This window comes from Kitasatospora sp. YST-16 (genome assembly GCF_026802215.1).
GTDB classification, from domain to species: Bacteria; Actinomycetota; Actinomycetes; order Streptomycetales; family Streptomycetaceae; genus Kitasatospora; species Kitasatospora cineracea.
Genome location: NZ_CP113837.1, coordinates 423725 through 439210, shown reverse-complemented (window position 1 = coordinate 439210; position 15486 = coordinate 423725). Strand labels below are relative to the sequence as shown.

At 76.8% G+C, this 15486-nt stretch carries 15 protein-coding genes; 8 read left to right on the top strand and 7 right to left on the bottom strand.

What is annotated here, in order from left to right:
* Positions 1-10: 10 nt before the first annotated feature.
* The 3 genes from OU787_RS02065 (at position 11) to OU787_RS02055 (ending at position 3202) form a co-directional block, all read left to right on the top strand.
* Complete coding sequence (locus OU787_RS02065; protein ID WP_268658311.1) at positions 11-916, top strand: alpha/beta hydrolase; 906 nt, start codon at positions 11-13, stop codon at positions 914-916.
* 180 nt (positions 917-1096) lie between these two features.
* Positions 1097-2437 carry an NAD(P)/FAD-dependent oxidoreductase gene (locus tag OU787_RS02060; protein WP_051816856.1) on the top strand — a complete coding sequence of 447 codons (1341 nt, stop codon included), beginning with the start codon at positions 1097-1099 and terminating at the stop codon, positions 2435-2437.
* 105 nt (positions 2438-2542) lie between these two features.
* A complete protein-coding gene (locus OU787_RS02055; protein ID WP_030459740.1) occupies positions 2543-3202 on the top strand; it encodes a zinc-ribbon domain-containing protein in 660 nt (219 codons plus the stop codon).
* An 84-nt stretch (positions 3203-3286) separates the two neighbouring features.
* On the opposite strand, the gene OU787_RS02050 is transcribed toward OU787_RS02055, so the two are convergent.
* Positions 3287-3538 (bottom strand): hypothetical protein, encoded by a 252-nt coding sequence (locus tag OU787_RS02050; RefSeq protein WP_035954976.1) that lies wholly within the window; start codon positions 3536-3538, stop codon positions 3287-3289.
* A gap of 313 nt (positions 3539-3851) precedes the next feature.
* Between OU787_RS02050 and OU787_RS02045 the strand changes: the two genes are divergently transcribed.
* The 3 genes from OU787_RS02045 to OU787_RS02035 all read left to right on the top strand — a co-directional run bounded on the left by OU787_RS02045 (position 3852) and on the right by OU787_RS02035 (position 6248).
* Complete coding sequence (locus OU787_RS02045; RefSeq protein ID WP_030459739.1) at positions 3852-4481, top strand: helix-turn-helix transcriptional regulator; 630 nt, start codon at positions 3852-3854, stop codon at positions 4479-4481.
* Between the two features lie 32 nt (positions 4482-4513).
* Complete coding sequence (locus tag OU787_RS02040; RefSeq protein ID WP_081966882.1) at positions 4514-5053, top strand: DUF3291 domain-containing protein; 540 nt, start codon at positions 4514-4516, stop codon at positions 5051-5053.
* Between the two features lie 187 nt (positions 5054-5240).
* Positions 5241-6248, top strand: a complete 1008-nt coding sequence (locus OU787_RS02035) for an NADP-dependent oxidoreductase (RefSeq protein ID WP_030459737.1) — start codon at positions 5241-5243, stop codon at positions 6246-6248.
* A 73-nt stretch (positions 6249-6321) separates the two neighbouring features.
* Here OU787_RS02035 and OU787_RS02030 read toward each other — a convergent pair whose 3' ends face one another.
* From OU787_RS02030 to OU787_RS02015, 4 genes are all read right to left on the bottom strand, one after another.
* Entirely contained in the window at positions 6322-8160 is a 1839-nt protein-coding gene (locus OU787_RS02030; protein ID WP_268658310.1) for a hypothetical protein, read from the bottom strand.
* Positions 8161-8256: 96 nt separating this feature from the next.
* Positions 8257-9684: a CRISPR-associated endonuclease Cas3'' gene (locus tag OU787_RS34730; RefSeq protein WP_442788619.1), complete on the bottom strand. Its 1428-nt coding sequence runs from the start codon at positions 9682-9684 to the stop codon at positions 8257-8259.
* Positions 9681-10424 carry a hypothetical protein gene (locus OU787_RS02020; RefSeq protein WP_268658309.1) on the bottom strand — a complete coding sequence of 248 codons (744 nt, stop codon included), beginning with the start codon at positions 10422-10424 and terminating at the stop codon, positions 9681-9683. Before OU787_RS02020 ends, OU787_RS34730 begins: the two co-directional genes overlap by 4 nt.
* A 445-nt stretch (positions 10425-10869) precedes the next feature.
* The gene (locus OU787_RS02015) at positions 10870-11808 is read right to left on the bottom strand and encodes a serine/threonine dehydratase (protein WP_268658308.1); all 939 of its coding nucleotides are present in this window, start codon (positions 11806-11808) and stop codon (positions 10870-10872) included.
* A gap of 218 nt (positions 11809-12026) precedes the next feature.
* Between OU787_RS02015 and OU787_RS02010 the strand changes: the two genes are divergently transcribed.
* Positions 12027-13370, top strand: a complete 1344-nt coding sequence (locus OU787_RS02010; protein ID WP_268658307.1) for a cryptochrome/photolyase family protein — start codon at positions 12027-12029, stop codon at positions 13368-13370.
* Positions 13371-13450: 80 nt separating this feature from the next.
* Here OU787_RS02010 and OU787_RS02005 read toward each other — a convergent pair whose 3' ends face one another.
* Entirely contained in the window at positions 13451-14242 is a 792-nt protein-coding gene (locus OU787_RS02005) for a VOC family protein (RefSeq protein ID WP_268658306.1), read from the bottom strand.
* A gap of 96 nt (positions 14243-14338) precedes the next feature.
* On the opposite strand from OU787_RS02005, the gene OU787_RS02000 reads away from it, so the two are divergent.
* Positions 14339-14947 (top strand): STAS domain-containing protein, encoded by a 609-nt coding sequence (locus OU787_RS02000; protein ID WP_081966880.1) that lies wholly within the window; start codon positions 14339-14341, stop codon positions 14945-14947.
* Between the two features lie 76 nt (positions 14948-15023).
* Here the strand turns inward: OU787_RS02000 and OU787_RS01995 are convergent, their stop codons facing one another.
* Positions 15024-15341 (bottom strand): CAP domain-containing protein, encoded by a 318-nt coding sequence (locus OU787_RS01995; protein WP_268658305.1) that lies wholly within the window; start codon positions 15339-15341, stop codon positions 15024-15026.
* Positions 15342-15486 lie beyond the last annotated feature (145 nt).

Below are 15486 nucleotides of genomic sequence, written 5' to 3'. Positions count from 1 at the left end.
GGAGTGTGCCATGAGCAGGGAGCAGCGCGCCGAGGTCGACCGGATGCTGCGGCGGCCGGCCCCCGAGGGGGAGCGGACCGTCGAGCAGATCCGGGCCGGATTCCGGGAGCTGATGGCCGGCATGCTCGTCCCGCACGAGCGGATCCGCACCGCGCCCGCCGTCCTCGGCGGCCGCCCCGCCCTGCGGGTCGACCCGGTGGGCGAGGCCCGGGACGGGACGATCCTGTACTTCCACGGCGGCAGCTGGGTGTTCGGCTCGCCGGAGACCGCCCTCTCGCTGACCGGCCACCTGGTCGCGGGCAGCGGCCTGCCCGCGTACTCGCCGGACTACCGGCTCGCCCCCGAACACCCCTTCCCCGCCGCCGTCGAGGACACCCTGGCCGCCTACCGCGAGCTGCTCGAACGCGGCGCCGACCCGGCCCGCACCGTCCTCGCGGGCGACTCCGCGGGCGGCGGCCTCGCCGTCACCACCGTCCTCGCCGCCCGGGACGCCGGACTCCCGCTGCCCGCCGGCATCCTGGCCTTCTCCCCGGGCACCGACGCCACCCGCAGCGGCGCCAGCATGGACACCAAGGAGGGCATCGACCCGATCTTCACCCGCTCCTCCTTCGAGGGCACCAGCGCGATGTACCTCGCCGGGGCCGACCCCCGCCACCCCCTGCTCAGCCCCGCCGTGCACGCCGACCTCACCGGCCTGCCCCCGATGCTGATCCAGGTCGGCGCCAACGAACTGCTGCTGGACGACTCCACCCGGCTGGCCGCCCGGGCCCGCGACGCGGGCGTGGACGTCACCCTCGACGTCACCGCCGACGTCCCGCACGTCTTCCAGTGCTTCGCGGGCGTCCTCGACGAGGCCGACGAGGCGCTGGAGCGGGCCGCCCTGTTCCTGCGCCAGCGCACCGCCGGCGGTCGCTGACGCCCGCCGACGGCCGCTGACGGACCGTCGGCCGCCGGGGCCCGGGCCCCGGACAAGGCGGGCGGCACCGGGCGGAACCGGCGAAATCGCCCGGCCCGGAAGGGAGTTGCCCGTCACGAAAAGGCTGCCGAACTGCGGACTTCCGGTGACCCAGCGCGCCGTGTCCCTTACTGTACGGGCATGAGTTCTAGGGGGAGCGCGGCCGGTGACCGCGGCACGGCAGTGGTGATCGGCGGCGGACTGGCCGGATGTCTGGCCGCCTGGGCGCTGCACGGCGTGGCGGAACGGGTCGTGGTGGTCGAACGCGACCGCTACCCGGACGGGGCGGACTTCCGCCCCGGCGTCCCGCAGGCCAAGCACGGCCACCTGCTGCTGGAGGCCGGCCAGCGCACCATCGACGAACTGCTGCCCGGCGCCCTCGCCGAACTCCTCGCGGCCGGCGCCACCCGGGTGTCGCTCTCCGGCGGCCTGCGCTGGCTCACCTCCGCGGGCTGGCTCGCCCCCTACGACAGCGACCTGGCCGTGCTCACCTGCAGCCGCCCGCTGATCGACCAGGTGGTGCTGGACCGGGTCCGGGCCGCGCCGAACGTCGAGTTCCGCACCGGCACCGAGGTGATCGGCCTGCTCGGCGACCGGCACACCGTCACCGGCGTGCAGGTCAACCGGCGCGGCCGGCGCGGCGAGGAGACCGCCGAGATACCGGCCGAGCTGGTCGTCGACGCGGCCGGCCGCGCGACCCACGCCGCCAAGTGGCTCTCGGTGCTCGGCGCGCCCGCCGTCCCCCGCGACCGGGTCGACGCCGGCGTCTCCTACGCCACCCGGTTCTACCACCGCCCCGCCGACGCCCCCGCCGACTCCGCCCTCTACCTGCAGAGCCACGCCCCCGACCAGGGCCGCTTCGGCGTCCTGCTGCCCGTCGAGGGAGACCGCTGGATCGTCGGCATGGGCGGCATGCGCGGCTACGAACCCTCCATCCAGCCCGAGGAGTTCGAGAAGCAGCTCGGCCTGCTCCGCGACCCCTGCATCGCCGAGACGGTGACCGGCGCCAAGCCCACCGGCCCGGCCCGCGGCTTCGTCCCCGGCCCGAGCGTGTGGCGGCACTACGAACGCTCCTCCACCCACGGCTTCCTCGCCCTCGGCGACGCCTCCTGCACCTTCAACCCGGTCTACGGCCAGGGCATGACCGTCGCCGCGCTCGCCGCCCGCGCGCTGCGCGACGCCGTCCGCAAGCACGGCGACCTCGGCCACGCCGCCGTCAAGGAGACCCGCGACGCCATCGCGGGCGTCACCCGCAACCCCTGGCAGATGGCGGCCGGCGAGGACGTCCGCTTCGCCGGCACCACCGGCGGGCCCTCCGGCCTCCAGGTCAAGGTCCAGCAGCGGATGCTGGACCGGGTGCTGGCCCGCGCCGTCACCGACGCCCGGGTCGCCGCCGCCTTCCACCAGGTCGCCGCGATGGTGGAACCGCCCACCCTGCTGTTCCGTCCCTCCGTGCTGGGACCGGTCCTGTTCGGCGGCTGACCACACCGCCCGCCGGAACACCGGCCCCCGTACCGGCGGCCACACCCGGGTGTGGCAACCTGTGCGATCCATCCAGACGGCACGTGCAAGGGTTGGGCAGCCGACATGAGCGAGATCTACTTCAGCAACAACTACCGCGACCTGAGCGAGCAGCACGGCACCGGCGCCGGTTTCCAGTTCGAGTTCTCCTGCTCGCGCTGCTACGACACCTGGCGCTCCGAGTTCGAGCCCTTCCGCACCGGGCAGGCCGCGGGCTGGATCAACAAGGGCGTCAGCGCCGCCTGGAGCCTGCTCGGCGGCAGCGCCTCCAACGGCCTCAGCAACGCCGCCGACGGCCTGGCCGGCGCCAGCTGGGGCAGCGGCCGCGACGCCGCCTTCCAACGCGCCATCGGCAACGCCCAGCAGCACTTCAACCGCTGCGCCCGCTGCACCCACTACGTCTGCGGCCGCTGCTGGAACGCCGCCCAGGGCCTGTGCCTCGACTGCGCCCCCGACACCGCCGCCGAGGCCGCCGCCGCCCGCCAGCGCGGACTCAACGACGCCGTCACGCAGAACGCGTACGACCACGGCCAGTCCCGGGCCGGGCAGTTCGACGTCACCGCGGAGCGCCAACTGGTCTGCCCGCAGTGCCGCGCCGAGACCCACGGCACCCCGTTCTGCCCCGGCTGCGGCTTCCGGCTCGCCCAGCCCGCGCAGTGCACCTCCTGCCACGCCGAGGTGCCCGACGGTTCCGCGTTCTGCCCCAGCTGCGGCACCCGGCGCTGAGGGCCGGACGCCGACACCGCACCGGCCGGGCCGGGCCCCTGAGGGTCCGTCGCCCGGCCGGTGCGGTGCTGCGCTCCCGCGCGGTCAGGTGCCGTGGGTGGGGAGCAGCAGGATGCGTTCGGGGTCGTAGCGGCGCCACTCGGGCTCGCCGGTGGTGCCGATCAGGCGCAGGCGGCACCAGGGCTCGCCCGCGGGGGAGTGCCACCAGGCGTTGATCCGGCCGAGGGCCCAGGTGCCGGAGCCGTCGAGGAGCACCTCGACGGGCTGGTAGGCGGGCCGGACCTCCGGCTCCGGCGGGGACCAGGCGGGGTCGGTCTGCAGTTGCGGAGGGAGCACTGCGGGCCTCCTTCGAGTCCGGTCGACGGGGGTGACGGGTGCGGGGTGCCCGAACGACCCGGCTGGTGGCGGTCAGGGACACTCTACAGAGGTGTAGAAGCCGATGCCGGGCAATCCGCGGGCAATCCGCCGTCGTGGCGCAACGGCGCCGCCCCGCTGGCGCGTTCGCGTCGGACCGGGGGCGGGAGCGGGGGCGCGTTCGCGTCGGACCGGGGGCAGAGGTGGGGCGGGAACGGGGGCGGGGCGGGAGGGGAATCGGGAGTGGTGGGTGCCGGGCCCGGGGCGGTCGGTCGGCCGGTCATAGACTCGGCGGATGACTGCTGAGGACTCCTCGATCGAGGCGCTGGGCGCCCTCGCCGACCCGGTGCGGCGCGCCCTCTACCGGCACGTGGCCGGCGCGCCGGAAGAGGTCGGCCGGGACGCGGCGGCCGAGGCCGCGGGCGTCTCCCGTTCGCTGGCCGCCTTCCACCTGGACAAGCTGGTGGCGGCGGGCCTGCTGGCGGTCTCCTACCGCCGTCCGGACGGGCGCGGCGGCCCCGGTGCGGGCCGCCCGGCCAAGCTGTACCGCCGGGCGGCGGAGGAGTTCGCGGTGGCGCTCCCGCCCCGGGACTACGGCGGGGCCGGCCGGCTGCTCGCCGAGGTGGTCGAACGGGCCGGGCTGGACCGGGAGTTGCAGGCCGCGGCCCGGGCCGCGGGCTCGGCCGACCCGGCCCCGGACCTGCCGGCGGCGCTGGCGGAGCGCGGCTACGCGCCGTTCCCGGACGGCGAGGTGGTGCGGCTGCGCAACTGCCCCTTCCACGCACTGGCGGAGGAGTTCCCGGCGCTGGTGTGCGGGATGAACCTGGCGCTGCTGGAGGGCCTGGCCGGGGCGGAGTGGACGCCCGTGATGGACCCGGGCGCGGGCCGCTGCTGCGTGGCACTCTCTAAAAACAATAACCATTGACGATAGAGGCCGGGCCGGGCCATGCTTGCCGCATGACTGCCCCTCAGGCCGCCGTGCCCGCCCCTGCCGTGCCCGCTCCCGCCGAGTCCGTTCCCGCCGTGCCCGCTCCCGCCTCCGGCCACCAGCTCGCCCAGGTCAACGTCGGCCGCACCGTGGCCCCGCTGGACAGCCCCGAACTCGCCGGTTTCATGGACCAGTTGGCGGAGATCAACGCACTCGCCGAGCGCAGCCCCGGCTTCGTCTGGCGGCTGGTCGACGACGCGGGCGCCGACGCCACCGGCCTGCACCCCGACCCGGACGACGGGCTGCTGCAGATCAACTGCTCGGTCTGGCAGTCGGTCGAGGCGCTCCGGGAGTACGTTTACCGCAGCGACCACCTGCGGGTGCTGGCCCGCCGCCGCGAGTGGTTCCAGCGTCCGGACGGGGCGCACCAGGCGATGTGGTGGGTCCCGGCCGGACACCGCCCGAGCGTGGCCGAGGCGATGGCGCGGATCGCGTTGATCCGCGACCACGGGCCGGGCCCGGAGGCGTTCACCTTCCGGGAGCCGCACCCGGCGCCGGACGCCCGCTGAGCCGGGAGCGGCCCGCCCGCCGGTCGGGCGGGAGGGGGCCGGAGGGTGAACCCCCGGCCGGTCGTGCGGTGAACCCCTGGCCAGATGACTAAGCGCTTGCTTAGACTCGGGTGGGCGGGGCCGCCGGTCCACCCCCCGAGCACCGACGGCCCCGTCGTCCCGTCCAGCACCCTCGCAGGAGCGCGCCATGCCGGCCACCAACCGTCAGATCCGACTCGCCCGCCGCCCCGTCGGCCCGGTCCGCCAGGAGGACTGGACGCTCACCGAGGAACCGGTCACCGGCCCGGCCGACGGCTGGTTCCTCGGCCGCACCCGCTACCTCTCGCTCGACCCGGCGATGCGCGGCTGGCTGGACGACCGCCCCTCCTACCTGCCGCCGGTCGGCCTCGGCGAGGTGATGCGGGCCGGCTCGATCCTCGAGGTGGTCGAGTCCGCCCACCCCGACTTCCGGGTCGGCGAGTTCGTCAGCGGCAGCTTCGGCGTCCAGGAGTACGCGCTGTCCGACGGCCGCGGCACCCGCCGGATCGACCCGGCCGCCGCCCCGCTGCCCACCCACCTCGGCGCGCTCGGCACCCCCGGCATGACCGCCTACTTCGGCCTGCTGGAGGTCGGCGCGCTGAACGAGGGCGAGACGGTCGCGGTCTCCGGCGCGGCCGGCGCGGTCGGCAGCCTGGTCGGCCAGATCGCCAAGCTCAAGGGCTGCCGGGTGATCGGCATCGCCGGCGGGCCCGCCAAGTGCGCCTGGCTCACCGAGGAGTTGGGATTCGACGCGGCCGTCGACTACCAGACCGAGGACGTCCGCAAGGCGCTGCGCACCCACGCCCCCGACGGCATCGACGTCTACTTCGACAACGTCGGCGGCACCGTCCTGGACGCCGCCCTCACCCGGCTGGCCGTGCACGCCCGGGTGGTGATCTGCGGCGCCATCAGCCAGTACAACAACGAGCACACCGTCCAGGGCCCCGCCAACTACCTCTCGCTGCTGGTCCGCCGGGCCCGGATGCAGGGCTTCGTGGTCTTCGACTACGTCACCCGCTACCCGGAGGCCGCCCGCGAGATCGCCGGCTGGATCGCCGACGGCCGCCTCAGCACCCGCGAACACCTGGTCAAGGGCGGCGTCGACGCCTTCCCGGAGACCTTCCAGATGCTGTTCCGCGGCGCCAACACCGGCAAGCTGATCCTCGACCTGACCTGACCTGACCTGACCTGACCCGGCCCGATCTGTTCCGGTCCGACCCGGCCGCTGGTGCACGGCACCTGACGGCGCGTCAGCCGATCGGGCGCAGCCGGGTGCCGGAGGCGGTGACCGCCTCCACGGTGCTGGGCCCGCCGCCCGGGTTGTCCAGCGCCAGCGTGCGGGTCGGCGGCACGGCCTGGTCGACCCGGCGGGCCTGGGCGGTGACGGTCAGCCGGGCGACCCGGCGGCTGGCGGCGACCAGCAGGTACGGGGTGCCGTTCGGCGCGCGCCAGCGGTACTGGGCGACGGTGTCCTGCTCGTAGCGGCTGCACGCCCGCCCGTCGGCGCGCGCCAGCCGCTCGGCCCGCCCGCCGTCCGGCGGCAGCACGGCCGCCGCCGCGCTGCCCGACCCGTCCCAGCGGTCGGCCCGCAGGCAGGCCCAGGCCAGCTCCCCGGCGTTCTGCGGCAGCTTCTGGTCGGCGAACTCCCACAGGTTCAACTGCCGCACGCCCGGCCCCGCCTCGGGCACCGCGCAGGCCCCCGCCGCCCACCGCCGCAGCGCCTGCGCCCCCACCGCCTCCCGGGGCGGCCGGGCCGGGGCCGCGGCGTCCGGCGGCGGGGTGTACGTCAGGTGCGCCGGGGCCAGCCCGCCGAGGTCGGCCAGCAGGAACGCGTGCTGCTCCGCCACCACCGGGTCCGAGCGCAGCCGCAGCACCGGCCCCGGGCAGCCCGGCGCGGCCGTCCCCGGCACCGGGTCGGTCACCCCGTCCGCGAACGCCAGCGGGTGCTCCGCCTCCTCCGGCCGGTCCAGCCGCCGGGTCGCGGCCGCCGCCACCCACGGCGCCAGCAGGTACCGCGCCCCGCGGCCGTCGCGCCGCAGTACCACGGCCGCCCCCGCCGTCACGTCGCTCTCCCCGGCCGCCGCCAGCGCCAGCACCGGGCCCCCGCCCGCCGCCGGGTCGTCGCCGTACCGGGCCAGGGTCCGGCCGTCCGTCAGCAGCACCACCGACGCGCCGTCCAGCCGCCCCGCGTACAGCAGTTGGGGCACCATGACGGGCGGGCCGGGCACGCTGCCCGGCTCGGCGGCGGTGCCCGGACCGGCCTGCTGCCAGGCGGCGACCGCCCGACCGACCAGCGCGGCGTCGTCCCGCAACTCGCCGCGGGCCGGCCAGACATCGAGGCCCAGCCTCGCGCTGGTGCGCCACAGGCCGTCGGCGCGCCGTTCGGGCGGCACCACCTGCGCAGCCGATCTGCCGGTACCGGGCCGGGGCGAGAGCAGCATCGGCAGGACGGCGGCGGTCAGCGCGACCGCCACCGCCGCGGCCGTGAACGCCCGCCGGCGGCGGCGCAGCAGGTCGCCCGGCCGCAGGTGGACCGTGCAGGCGTCGTAGCCCGGCGGGAGCTCCGGCCAGCCCGCGCCGTCCAGCGAACCCAGCAGCTCGGCCCCGGCCCGGGCCGCCTCGGCCGGCTCCTCCACCCCGGCCCAGGCCAGCGCCTCGGCGGCCTCCGCCAGGCCCAGGCCGTCCAGCGCCTGCACCGCGAAACCGGCCCGCGCGGCGGCGGGCAATCCGGCCAGCCGGGCGTCCAGTTCGGCGTCCGCGTCGTCCGGCGGCGTGAACAGCCGCACCCCCCACACCCGCGGGAACACCGCCCCCGGCCACCGCCGCCGGCGCAGCGCCCCGCGCAGCACCCGGGCCCGCACCGCGTCGTACCCCTGCTGCCCGGCGACCTTCCCGCCCGCCACCGGCAGCGCCCGCTGCACCACCGCGTGCGCCGCCACCACCCGGGCGTGCCGCCCCCGGTCGGCCGGCAGGGTCAGGTACGCCATCCCCACCAGGTGCCGGTAGTGCCGCACCAGCACCGCCTCCGCGGACTCCGGCCGCCCGCCGCCCCCGACCGCCCGGGGCCGCGGCAGTGTCCTGAGATCCATCGGCCCCTCCAAGGCTCGGCGGCAAAGCCGGGTACGTCGGACGGACCAACGAGTGGATCATCGGATGGTTGCGCCGGAGGGCCCGGGGCGGCCCGATCACCCTTGCGGGGCCTGCGGGTTGGGGCCGTCGTGGCGGGCGCTGGAACGCCAGTCGGCGGTGCGCACCAGGGCCTCCAGGTGGGCCAGGCGGAACGGGCCGAGGCCGGGGTCGGCCAGCAGCGCGGCGACCAGCCGGGGCCAGGGGCCGTCCGGGCGGAACGGTTCGGCCGGGGCCAGGTCCAGGGCCGGGAAGCGCTCGCCGGTGGCCAGGGCGAACGGCGGGGTGCGGTCGCCGGGGCGGACGCCGAACAGGGCGGCGGCGGCCTCGCCGGGCTCCGGGCGGACGGTGACCCGGACGTGGCCGTGGTGGGCGGCGGCCAGGTAGGCGACCAGGGACGGGTCTGTGCCGGGCGGGTGCCAGTGGTCGCCCGCCAGCAGCAGGAGCGCGGTGACCAGCTCGTGCCGGAAGAACAGCCGGGACGAAGTGCCGTTGTTCCAGGGGGCCTTGGACTTGGCGAGCAGCCCCTCGGGCGGGTCGCCGCCGCCGTCGCGGAGCTTGTCCTGGAAGACGTGGTGGCACTTGCCGACATCGTGCAGCCGGGCGGCGAGGGCCACCGCCTCCCGCTGCGGCCCGGTCAGGCCGGGCAGCGCGGCGGTCAGGGCGCGGGCCTCCTCCTCGGTCTCCCGCAGGTGCTGCTCCAGGGACACCCAGGCGGCGCACGCGGTCGCCGGGGGCGTGCGGCCGGTGAACAGCGAGGGCACGGGGGTGCGGCTGCCGGGCGTCCAGCCGGTGCCGGGCAGGTGGCCGCCGCGCGCCGCGTCGAGCAGCAGCAGCGCGCCCGCGCACAGGTCCGCGGCCACCGCCCGCCGCCACCGGCCGTCGACCCGGTCCCGCAGCCAGGCCCCGCCGCCGTTCCCCTCCTCCTCCGCTGCCGCAGCCGCCAGCCACGCCGCGACCTCGGCGAGCGGCGCCTCGCACTGCTCGTGCCGCCCGGGCTCCGGCTCCTCCGGCGCGGGCCCGTCCGGCCCGAACGCGCGCCAGGCGACGAAGACCGTCCGGTCCGCCGCGGCCTGCACCCACGGCCAGACCCCGGCCGGCCCGGCCCCGCGCGCGGTGTCGAACAGCGCCACCAACTCGGGCCCGCCCAGCGCGTCCGGCGCGTCCGGCGCGTTCGGTACGTCTGGCACGTTCGGTGCGTCCGGCGCGTCCGGCGCGGGCTCCGGGACGGGGGAGCGGGGTGCGTCGACGGCGAACAGGTCGGCGGCGGTGACGGCCGCCCCCTCGTGCGCCGTCAGCCACCGGGCCACCGCGCCGTCCGGCCCCGGGCCCTCCGGCGGGACGCACCACAGCAGGTCGCCGCCGTCCGGGTGCTCGCCGTGCCGGTTGCAGCGCCCGGCGCGCTGGACCAGGGCGCTCCACGGCGCGAGTTCGGTCAGCACCGTGCGGCCCGACAGGTCGGAACCGGCGTCCAGCGCTCGCGTCACCACCAGGAAGCCGTCCGCCGACTCCCTTGTGGGCAGCGGGAGTTCGGCGGAACGGTGGTACGGGAGCAGCAGCGCCACCGGCCGCCCCGGGTGCGCGGCCCGCAGTGCGGCGTGCACCGCGCGGGCCCGGGCCGGGGAGCCGAGCGCGGCGATCGTCCGGGTGCCGGGCCGGTGCGCGGCGCCCAGCGCCGCCACCAGGTCGGCCACGTACCGCTCCGGGTCCGGGTGCAACTGCCGGATCCGGCGCACCGGGGCCGGGCCGGGCCCGGCCGGGGAGCGCTGCCGTCGCCGACCGCGGACATCCAGGTGCTGCCGGTCGGCGCCGTCGTGCCCAGCGCCTCGCGCAGCGCCTGCAGCCGCTCGCCCGTCGGCAGGCCCGGGCCCAGCAGGCCCGCCTCGTCGAACACCCAGTGCGCGTCGTTGTTGAGCAGCCCGAACGAGACCGGCGCCATCGTCCGGCTGTCGGCGAGACCGCGCATCAGCGCCCGGCTCAGCAGCACGTCGTGGGTGCCGACCAGGATCGCGCTCCGCTCCGGGTGGCGCCGCCAGGCGCCGTTCTGGCCGTCCGGCCCGGCGAGCAGGTGCAGGTCCACGGCGTCGGCGAGACCGAGACGGTGCAGCCAGCGGCCGATCCGGGCGTGCGTCCAGTGCGCGAGGCTGCCCTGCGGCAGCACGTACACCAGCCGCCGAGCGGTCGCCTCCGGCGCGGCCACCGTCCGCCGGTACAGCCAGGCCAGCACCGCCCCCGCGGTCTTCCCGCCCCCGCGGTCTTCCCGCCCCCCGACGGCACCCGCACCGAACGCGGCAGCCCGTCCTCCGCGAGCACCCGCTGATAGGCGTACGGCCGGTGGCCGGTCGCCGCCCGGAAGAACTCCTCGAACCCCTGTGCCATCCCCGTTCCCCTCCGTTGGCCGGACTTCCGAACTCTAGGGGGCGGAGCGGACGACGGGGCGTCAGTTTCGCTGCTGCTGGCGGGGGCTGGCGGGGGCTGGCGGTGAGGTGGCAGAGAGGGGCGGGCGGCGGCCGGACCCCCGAACTCTAGGGGGCGGAGCAGGTGACGGGATGTCAGTTTCGTTGCCGCTGGCGGGGACTGGTGGTGAGGAGGCGGCAGCCGGATCCCCGAACTCCAGGGGGGCGATGCGGACGACGGAGGGTCAGTTTCGCTGCTGCTGGCGGGGCCAGGGCTCAGGCGGCCGGGGTGGTCAGGGTGGTCAGGTCGGTGTTGGCGCCGCACAGGACGACGCAGACCCGTTCGTCCTCGGCGGGGTGGTAGGTGGTGCCGAGGGCGGCCAGGGCGGTGGCGGCGGCGTGTTCGACGGCGAGGCGGTGGTCCTCCCAGAGGTGGTGGCGGGCCCGGACGATCGCGGTGTCCGGGACCAGGGCGGTGCGGACCGTCGCGTGCCGGGCTGCGGCGAGGGCGTCGGCGGAGGCGCGGCGGGCGCCGAGCGAGTCGGCGGCGACCGAGTCGACGGGGACGTCCACGGGGGCGCCGGCGGCCAGGGCGGCGTGCAGGGCCCGGCAGTTCTCCGGTTCGACGGCGACGGTCCGCACCCCGTGCTCGCGGGCCGCGGTGGCGACGCCCGCGAACAGGCCGCCGCCGCCGACCGAGACCACCACGGTGTCCAGGTCCGGGACCTGTCGGCGGATCTCGGCCAGCAGGGTGCCCGCCCCGGCGGCCACCAGCGGGTGGTCGTACGCGTGCGAGGCCAGCGCGCCGCTCGCCGCCGCGTGCTCCTCGCAGGCCGCCAGGGCTTCCGCGTACTCGTCGCCCGCCAGCCGGACGTCGGCCCCGTAGCCGCGCAGCCGGGCGACCTTCACGGCGGGGGCGTTCACCGGCAGGAACACGGTGGCCCGCACGCCCTCCTGGCGGGCGGCCCACGCGCAGGCCAGGCCCGCGTTGCCGCCGGAGGCGATGGTGACGCCCGCGTCCGGGAGGGTGCCCGCGGCCCGGTGGGCGCGCAGGAAGTTGACCGCGCCGCGGGCCTTGAACGAGCCGGTGTGCTGCATGTGCTCCAGGGCCAGCCACACTCCGCCGGGCCCGCCCGGCACCACCCGGACCGGGCGGACCGCACCCGCGATCCGGTCGGCGGCGGCCCGGACGTCGGCAGGGCTGAGCTGGTGCACGGTACGGCTCCCGGTGGTCGGTACGGAGAGGGGACGGGCCGACAGTACCGGTGTCGCGCGCCCGGGACCCATCCGTTCGGGCCGCGGCTCCGAAGAGCGGGCGGGGGACACCCGTCCCCGCCGCAGTCCACCCAGGTGTTCGACCGGCCGCCCGACCGCATCGAGGTCGACAGGCCGCCATGTCGACACCGCCAGGCACCCGTACGGAAACCAGCACCATGACTCTCGCCGTCGTCCTGTTCACCCAGGACCTGCGCCTGCACGACAACCCCGCCCTGCACGCCGCCCGCGCCGGGGCCGACCAGGTGGTGCCGCTGTTCGTCACCGACCCGGCGGTCGCCGCGGCCGGCTTCGCCGCCCCCAACCGGGCCGCGTTCCTGGCCGGCTGCCTCGCCGACCTCGACGCCGCGCTGCGCCGGGCCGGCGGCCGGCTGCTGGTGCGGGAGGGCGACACCGCCGAGCAGACCGCGAAGCTCGCCGCCGAGACCGGCGCGGCCACCGTGCACGTCGCCGCCGGGGTCAGCGGGTACGCCCGCCGCCGCGAGCAGCGGCTGCGCCGGGCGCTGGGCGACCGGCTCCGGGTGCACGAGGGCTCGCTGACGGCCGTCCCGCCCGGGGCGGTGCACCCCGTCGGCCGCGACCACTACGCCGTCTTCACCCCCTACCAGCGGGCCTGGCAGCAGGCCGTCCGCCGCACCCCGCTGCCGCCCCCGCGCGCCCTGCACACCCCCGAGGGCCTGCACGGCGCCCCGCTGCCCACCGCGACCCCCACCGCCCGCAGCCTCCCCGCCCCCGGCGAGGGCGCCGCCCGCCGGGCCTGGCAGCACTGGCACGGCGACCGCTACGCCGACCTGCACGACGACCTCGCCGCCGACGGCACCTCCCACCTCTCGCCGTACCTGCACTTCGGCTGCCTGTCCGCCAACGAACTCGCCCAACTCGCCGAACGCCGCGGCGGCCCCGGTGCGGAAGCCTTCGTCCGGCAGCTGGTCTGGCGCGACTTCCACCACCAGGTGCTGGCCGCCCGGCCCGACGCCGCCCACGCCGACTACCGCCCCCGCAAGGACGGTTGGCACCGGGACGACCGCGAGTTCGAGGCATGGCGGGACGGCCGCACCGGGTTCCCGATCGTCGACGCGGGCATGCGGCAGCTCGCCGAGACCGGCTGGATGCACAACCGGGCCCGGCTGCTCACCGCGAGCTTCCTGGCCAAGTCCCTCCACCAGGACTGGCGGCCCGGCGCCGCGCACTTCCTGCACCACCTGGTCGACGGCGACCTCGCCAACAACCAGCTGAACTGGCAGTGGGTCGCGGGCACCGGCACCGACACCCGCCCCAACCGGGTCCTCAACCCGCTCGTCCAGGCCGACCGCCACGACCCGGACGGGGCCTACGTCCGCCGCTGGGTCCCCGAACTCGCCCACCTGCCCGGCCGCGAGATCCACCGCCCCTGGCGGTCCCCGCACCGCCCGGCCGGCTACCCCGACCCGCTGATCGCCCCGGACGCCACCGGCCACCGCCTCCGCGCGATCCTCCGCCAGCCGGAGGACGCCCAGCTCTGACCGTCCTGCTCCGACGCCGTCCTGCTCCGGCGCCGCCCGGCCCCGGCGGGCCTCGGCGCCCCGGCGGGCCCCGGTGGGCCTCAGCGCTCCGGGGTCATCAGCACGAAGTCCGCGCCGGACGGGTCGGTGCAGACCGCCATCCGGCCGATGCCCGGGGCGGTCTCGGGCCCCATGACGACGATGCCGCCCCGGTCGCGGACCCGGTCCGCGGCCTCGTCGCAGGAGGGCACGGCGAAGACCGGGTGCCAGGAGGGGGTGCCGCGGGAGAGGGTCAGCTCGGCCGGGCCGACCTGGAGGATGCCGCCGTGCATGCGCTCGGCGGGCTGCCCGGCGGGGGTGACGATGGTGTAGACGCCGTCGCCGCCGCCCGGCATCGGGGTGTCCTCGTGCTGCCAGCCGAAGACCGTCTCGTAGAAGGCCAGCGCGCCCGCCGCGTCCGTGGTGTAGAGCTCCGTCCAGCACAGCCCGCCCGGGCCGTCGACGGCGCCGAGCCCGCCGACCGGGCCCGGGGTGAGGACGGCGAACCGGGCGCCCTGCGGGTCGGTGAACTGGGCCAGCGAGGCCCACTCGGGCACGTCCCGGGGCTCGACCCGGACGGTGCCGCCCGCGCGCAGGACGGAGGCGGCGGTCTCGTGGACGTCCGGGGTGAAGAAGTACGGCATCCAGGCGGAGCGGGCGCCGCGCTCGGTGAGCGGGCCGATCCCGCCCGCGGTCCGGCCGGCCGCGGTGGCGAGCAGGAAGTCGTCCGCGCCGGGCGGCGGGGCGAGTTCCCAGCCCAGCACCGGTCCGTAGAACGCGGCGGCGGCGGGCACGTCGGGTGCTCCCAGGTCCAGCCAGCACGGTGAGCCGGGCACGAAGTCGGTGGTGATCACGGCGTTCTCCCTTCGCCGGGCGTTCTCCGGGCGTTCTCCGGGCACTCCTTCCCAGCCTGGCACCGGCCCGCGGTACCGCCAACCGGAGTAAATCCTGTGCAGATCATCGGATCGGACCGCGAATTCCGCCGTCGAGCGGACCCTGCGCATGACATTTCGCGGAAATTCCTCCGCCCAGCCGCCAAATCATCACCCGGAACAGGGTTGCCGCCGGAGGAAACGGGCAGGGGCCGCATACCCCAAGCGACACCAGAGAAAGGCAACAGCGTGGCATTGAGCGTGAGCTACGGGGAGCGATACGGCTGGACAGTGGTCCAGGTGGCCGGAGAGGTGGACATCAGCGGAGTCGCCGCCCTCCGCGAACGCCTGCAGCGACTGGTCACCGACGGCTGTCTGCGGATGGTGGTCGACATCAGCCGGGTCGACTTCTGCGACTCCACGGGTTTCGCCGTCCTGGTGGCCACCCGCCGCATGCTGTCCTCCCGCGACGGACAACTCCGGCTGGTCCTGCCCGGACCCGAGGTCCACACCCGCAAGATCCTCCAGCTGTTCGGGATCGAGCGGATCTTCGACGTCCACGACTCGGTGGACGACGCACTGGCCGACCTGCGCGAGCCCCTCCTGACCGCGGACGCCGCCGAGACCGCCGAGGTCGCCGAGGCCGTCCCCCGCCCGCGCGAAGGGACGCACGCCGCCGCCGACTGACCGCCCGGCCCGGAGCGGGGGCGGCCCCGCGGCGGGACGGTCGGCGGCGGCGACGGCGGGACGGCCGGCGGCGGCCTCAGCGCGGCGTGCCGAAGTCCTGCGTCCACCAGGGCCCACCGCTGCCCAGGTGGACACCCACCCCGAGTTCGGTGAACTTGCAGTTCAGGATGTTCGCCCGGTGGCCCGGGCTGTTCATCCAGCTGTCCATCACCGCGGCCGCGTCCTTCTGCCCGCGCGCGATGTTCTCGCCCCAGCCGCTCCACGCGTACCCGACGGCGTCGATCCGCTGCTGCGGGCCGGCGCCGTCCGGGTTGGTGTGGTCGAAGAAGTTGCGCGCCGCCATGTCCTCGGAGTGCCGCTGCGCCGCCGTCGCCAGCTTCGCGTTGGACCGCACCGGACCGCAACCCGCCTGCGAACGCTGCGAGTTGACCAGGTCCACCACCTGCTGCGCCAGATCCGCCGAGCGCTTCGCGGCCGTCGCCGAGGCGGCGTTCGCGGTCGGGGCCGCCGGGGTCGCCGACGCGGCGGGCGCGGCCGGC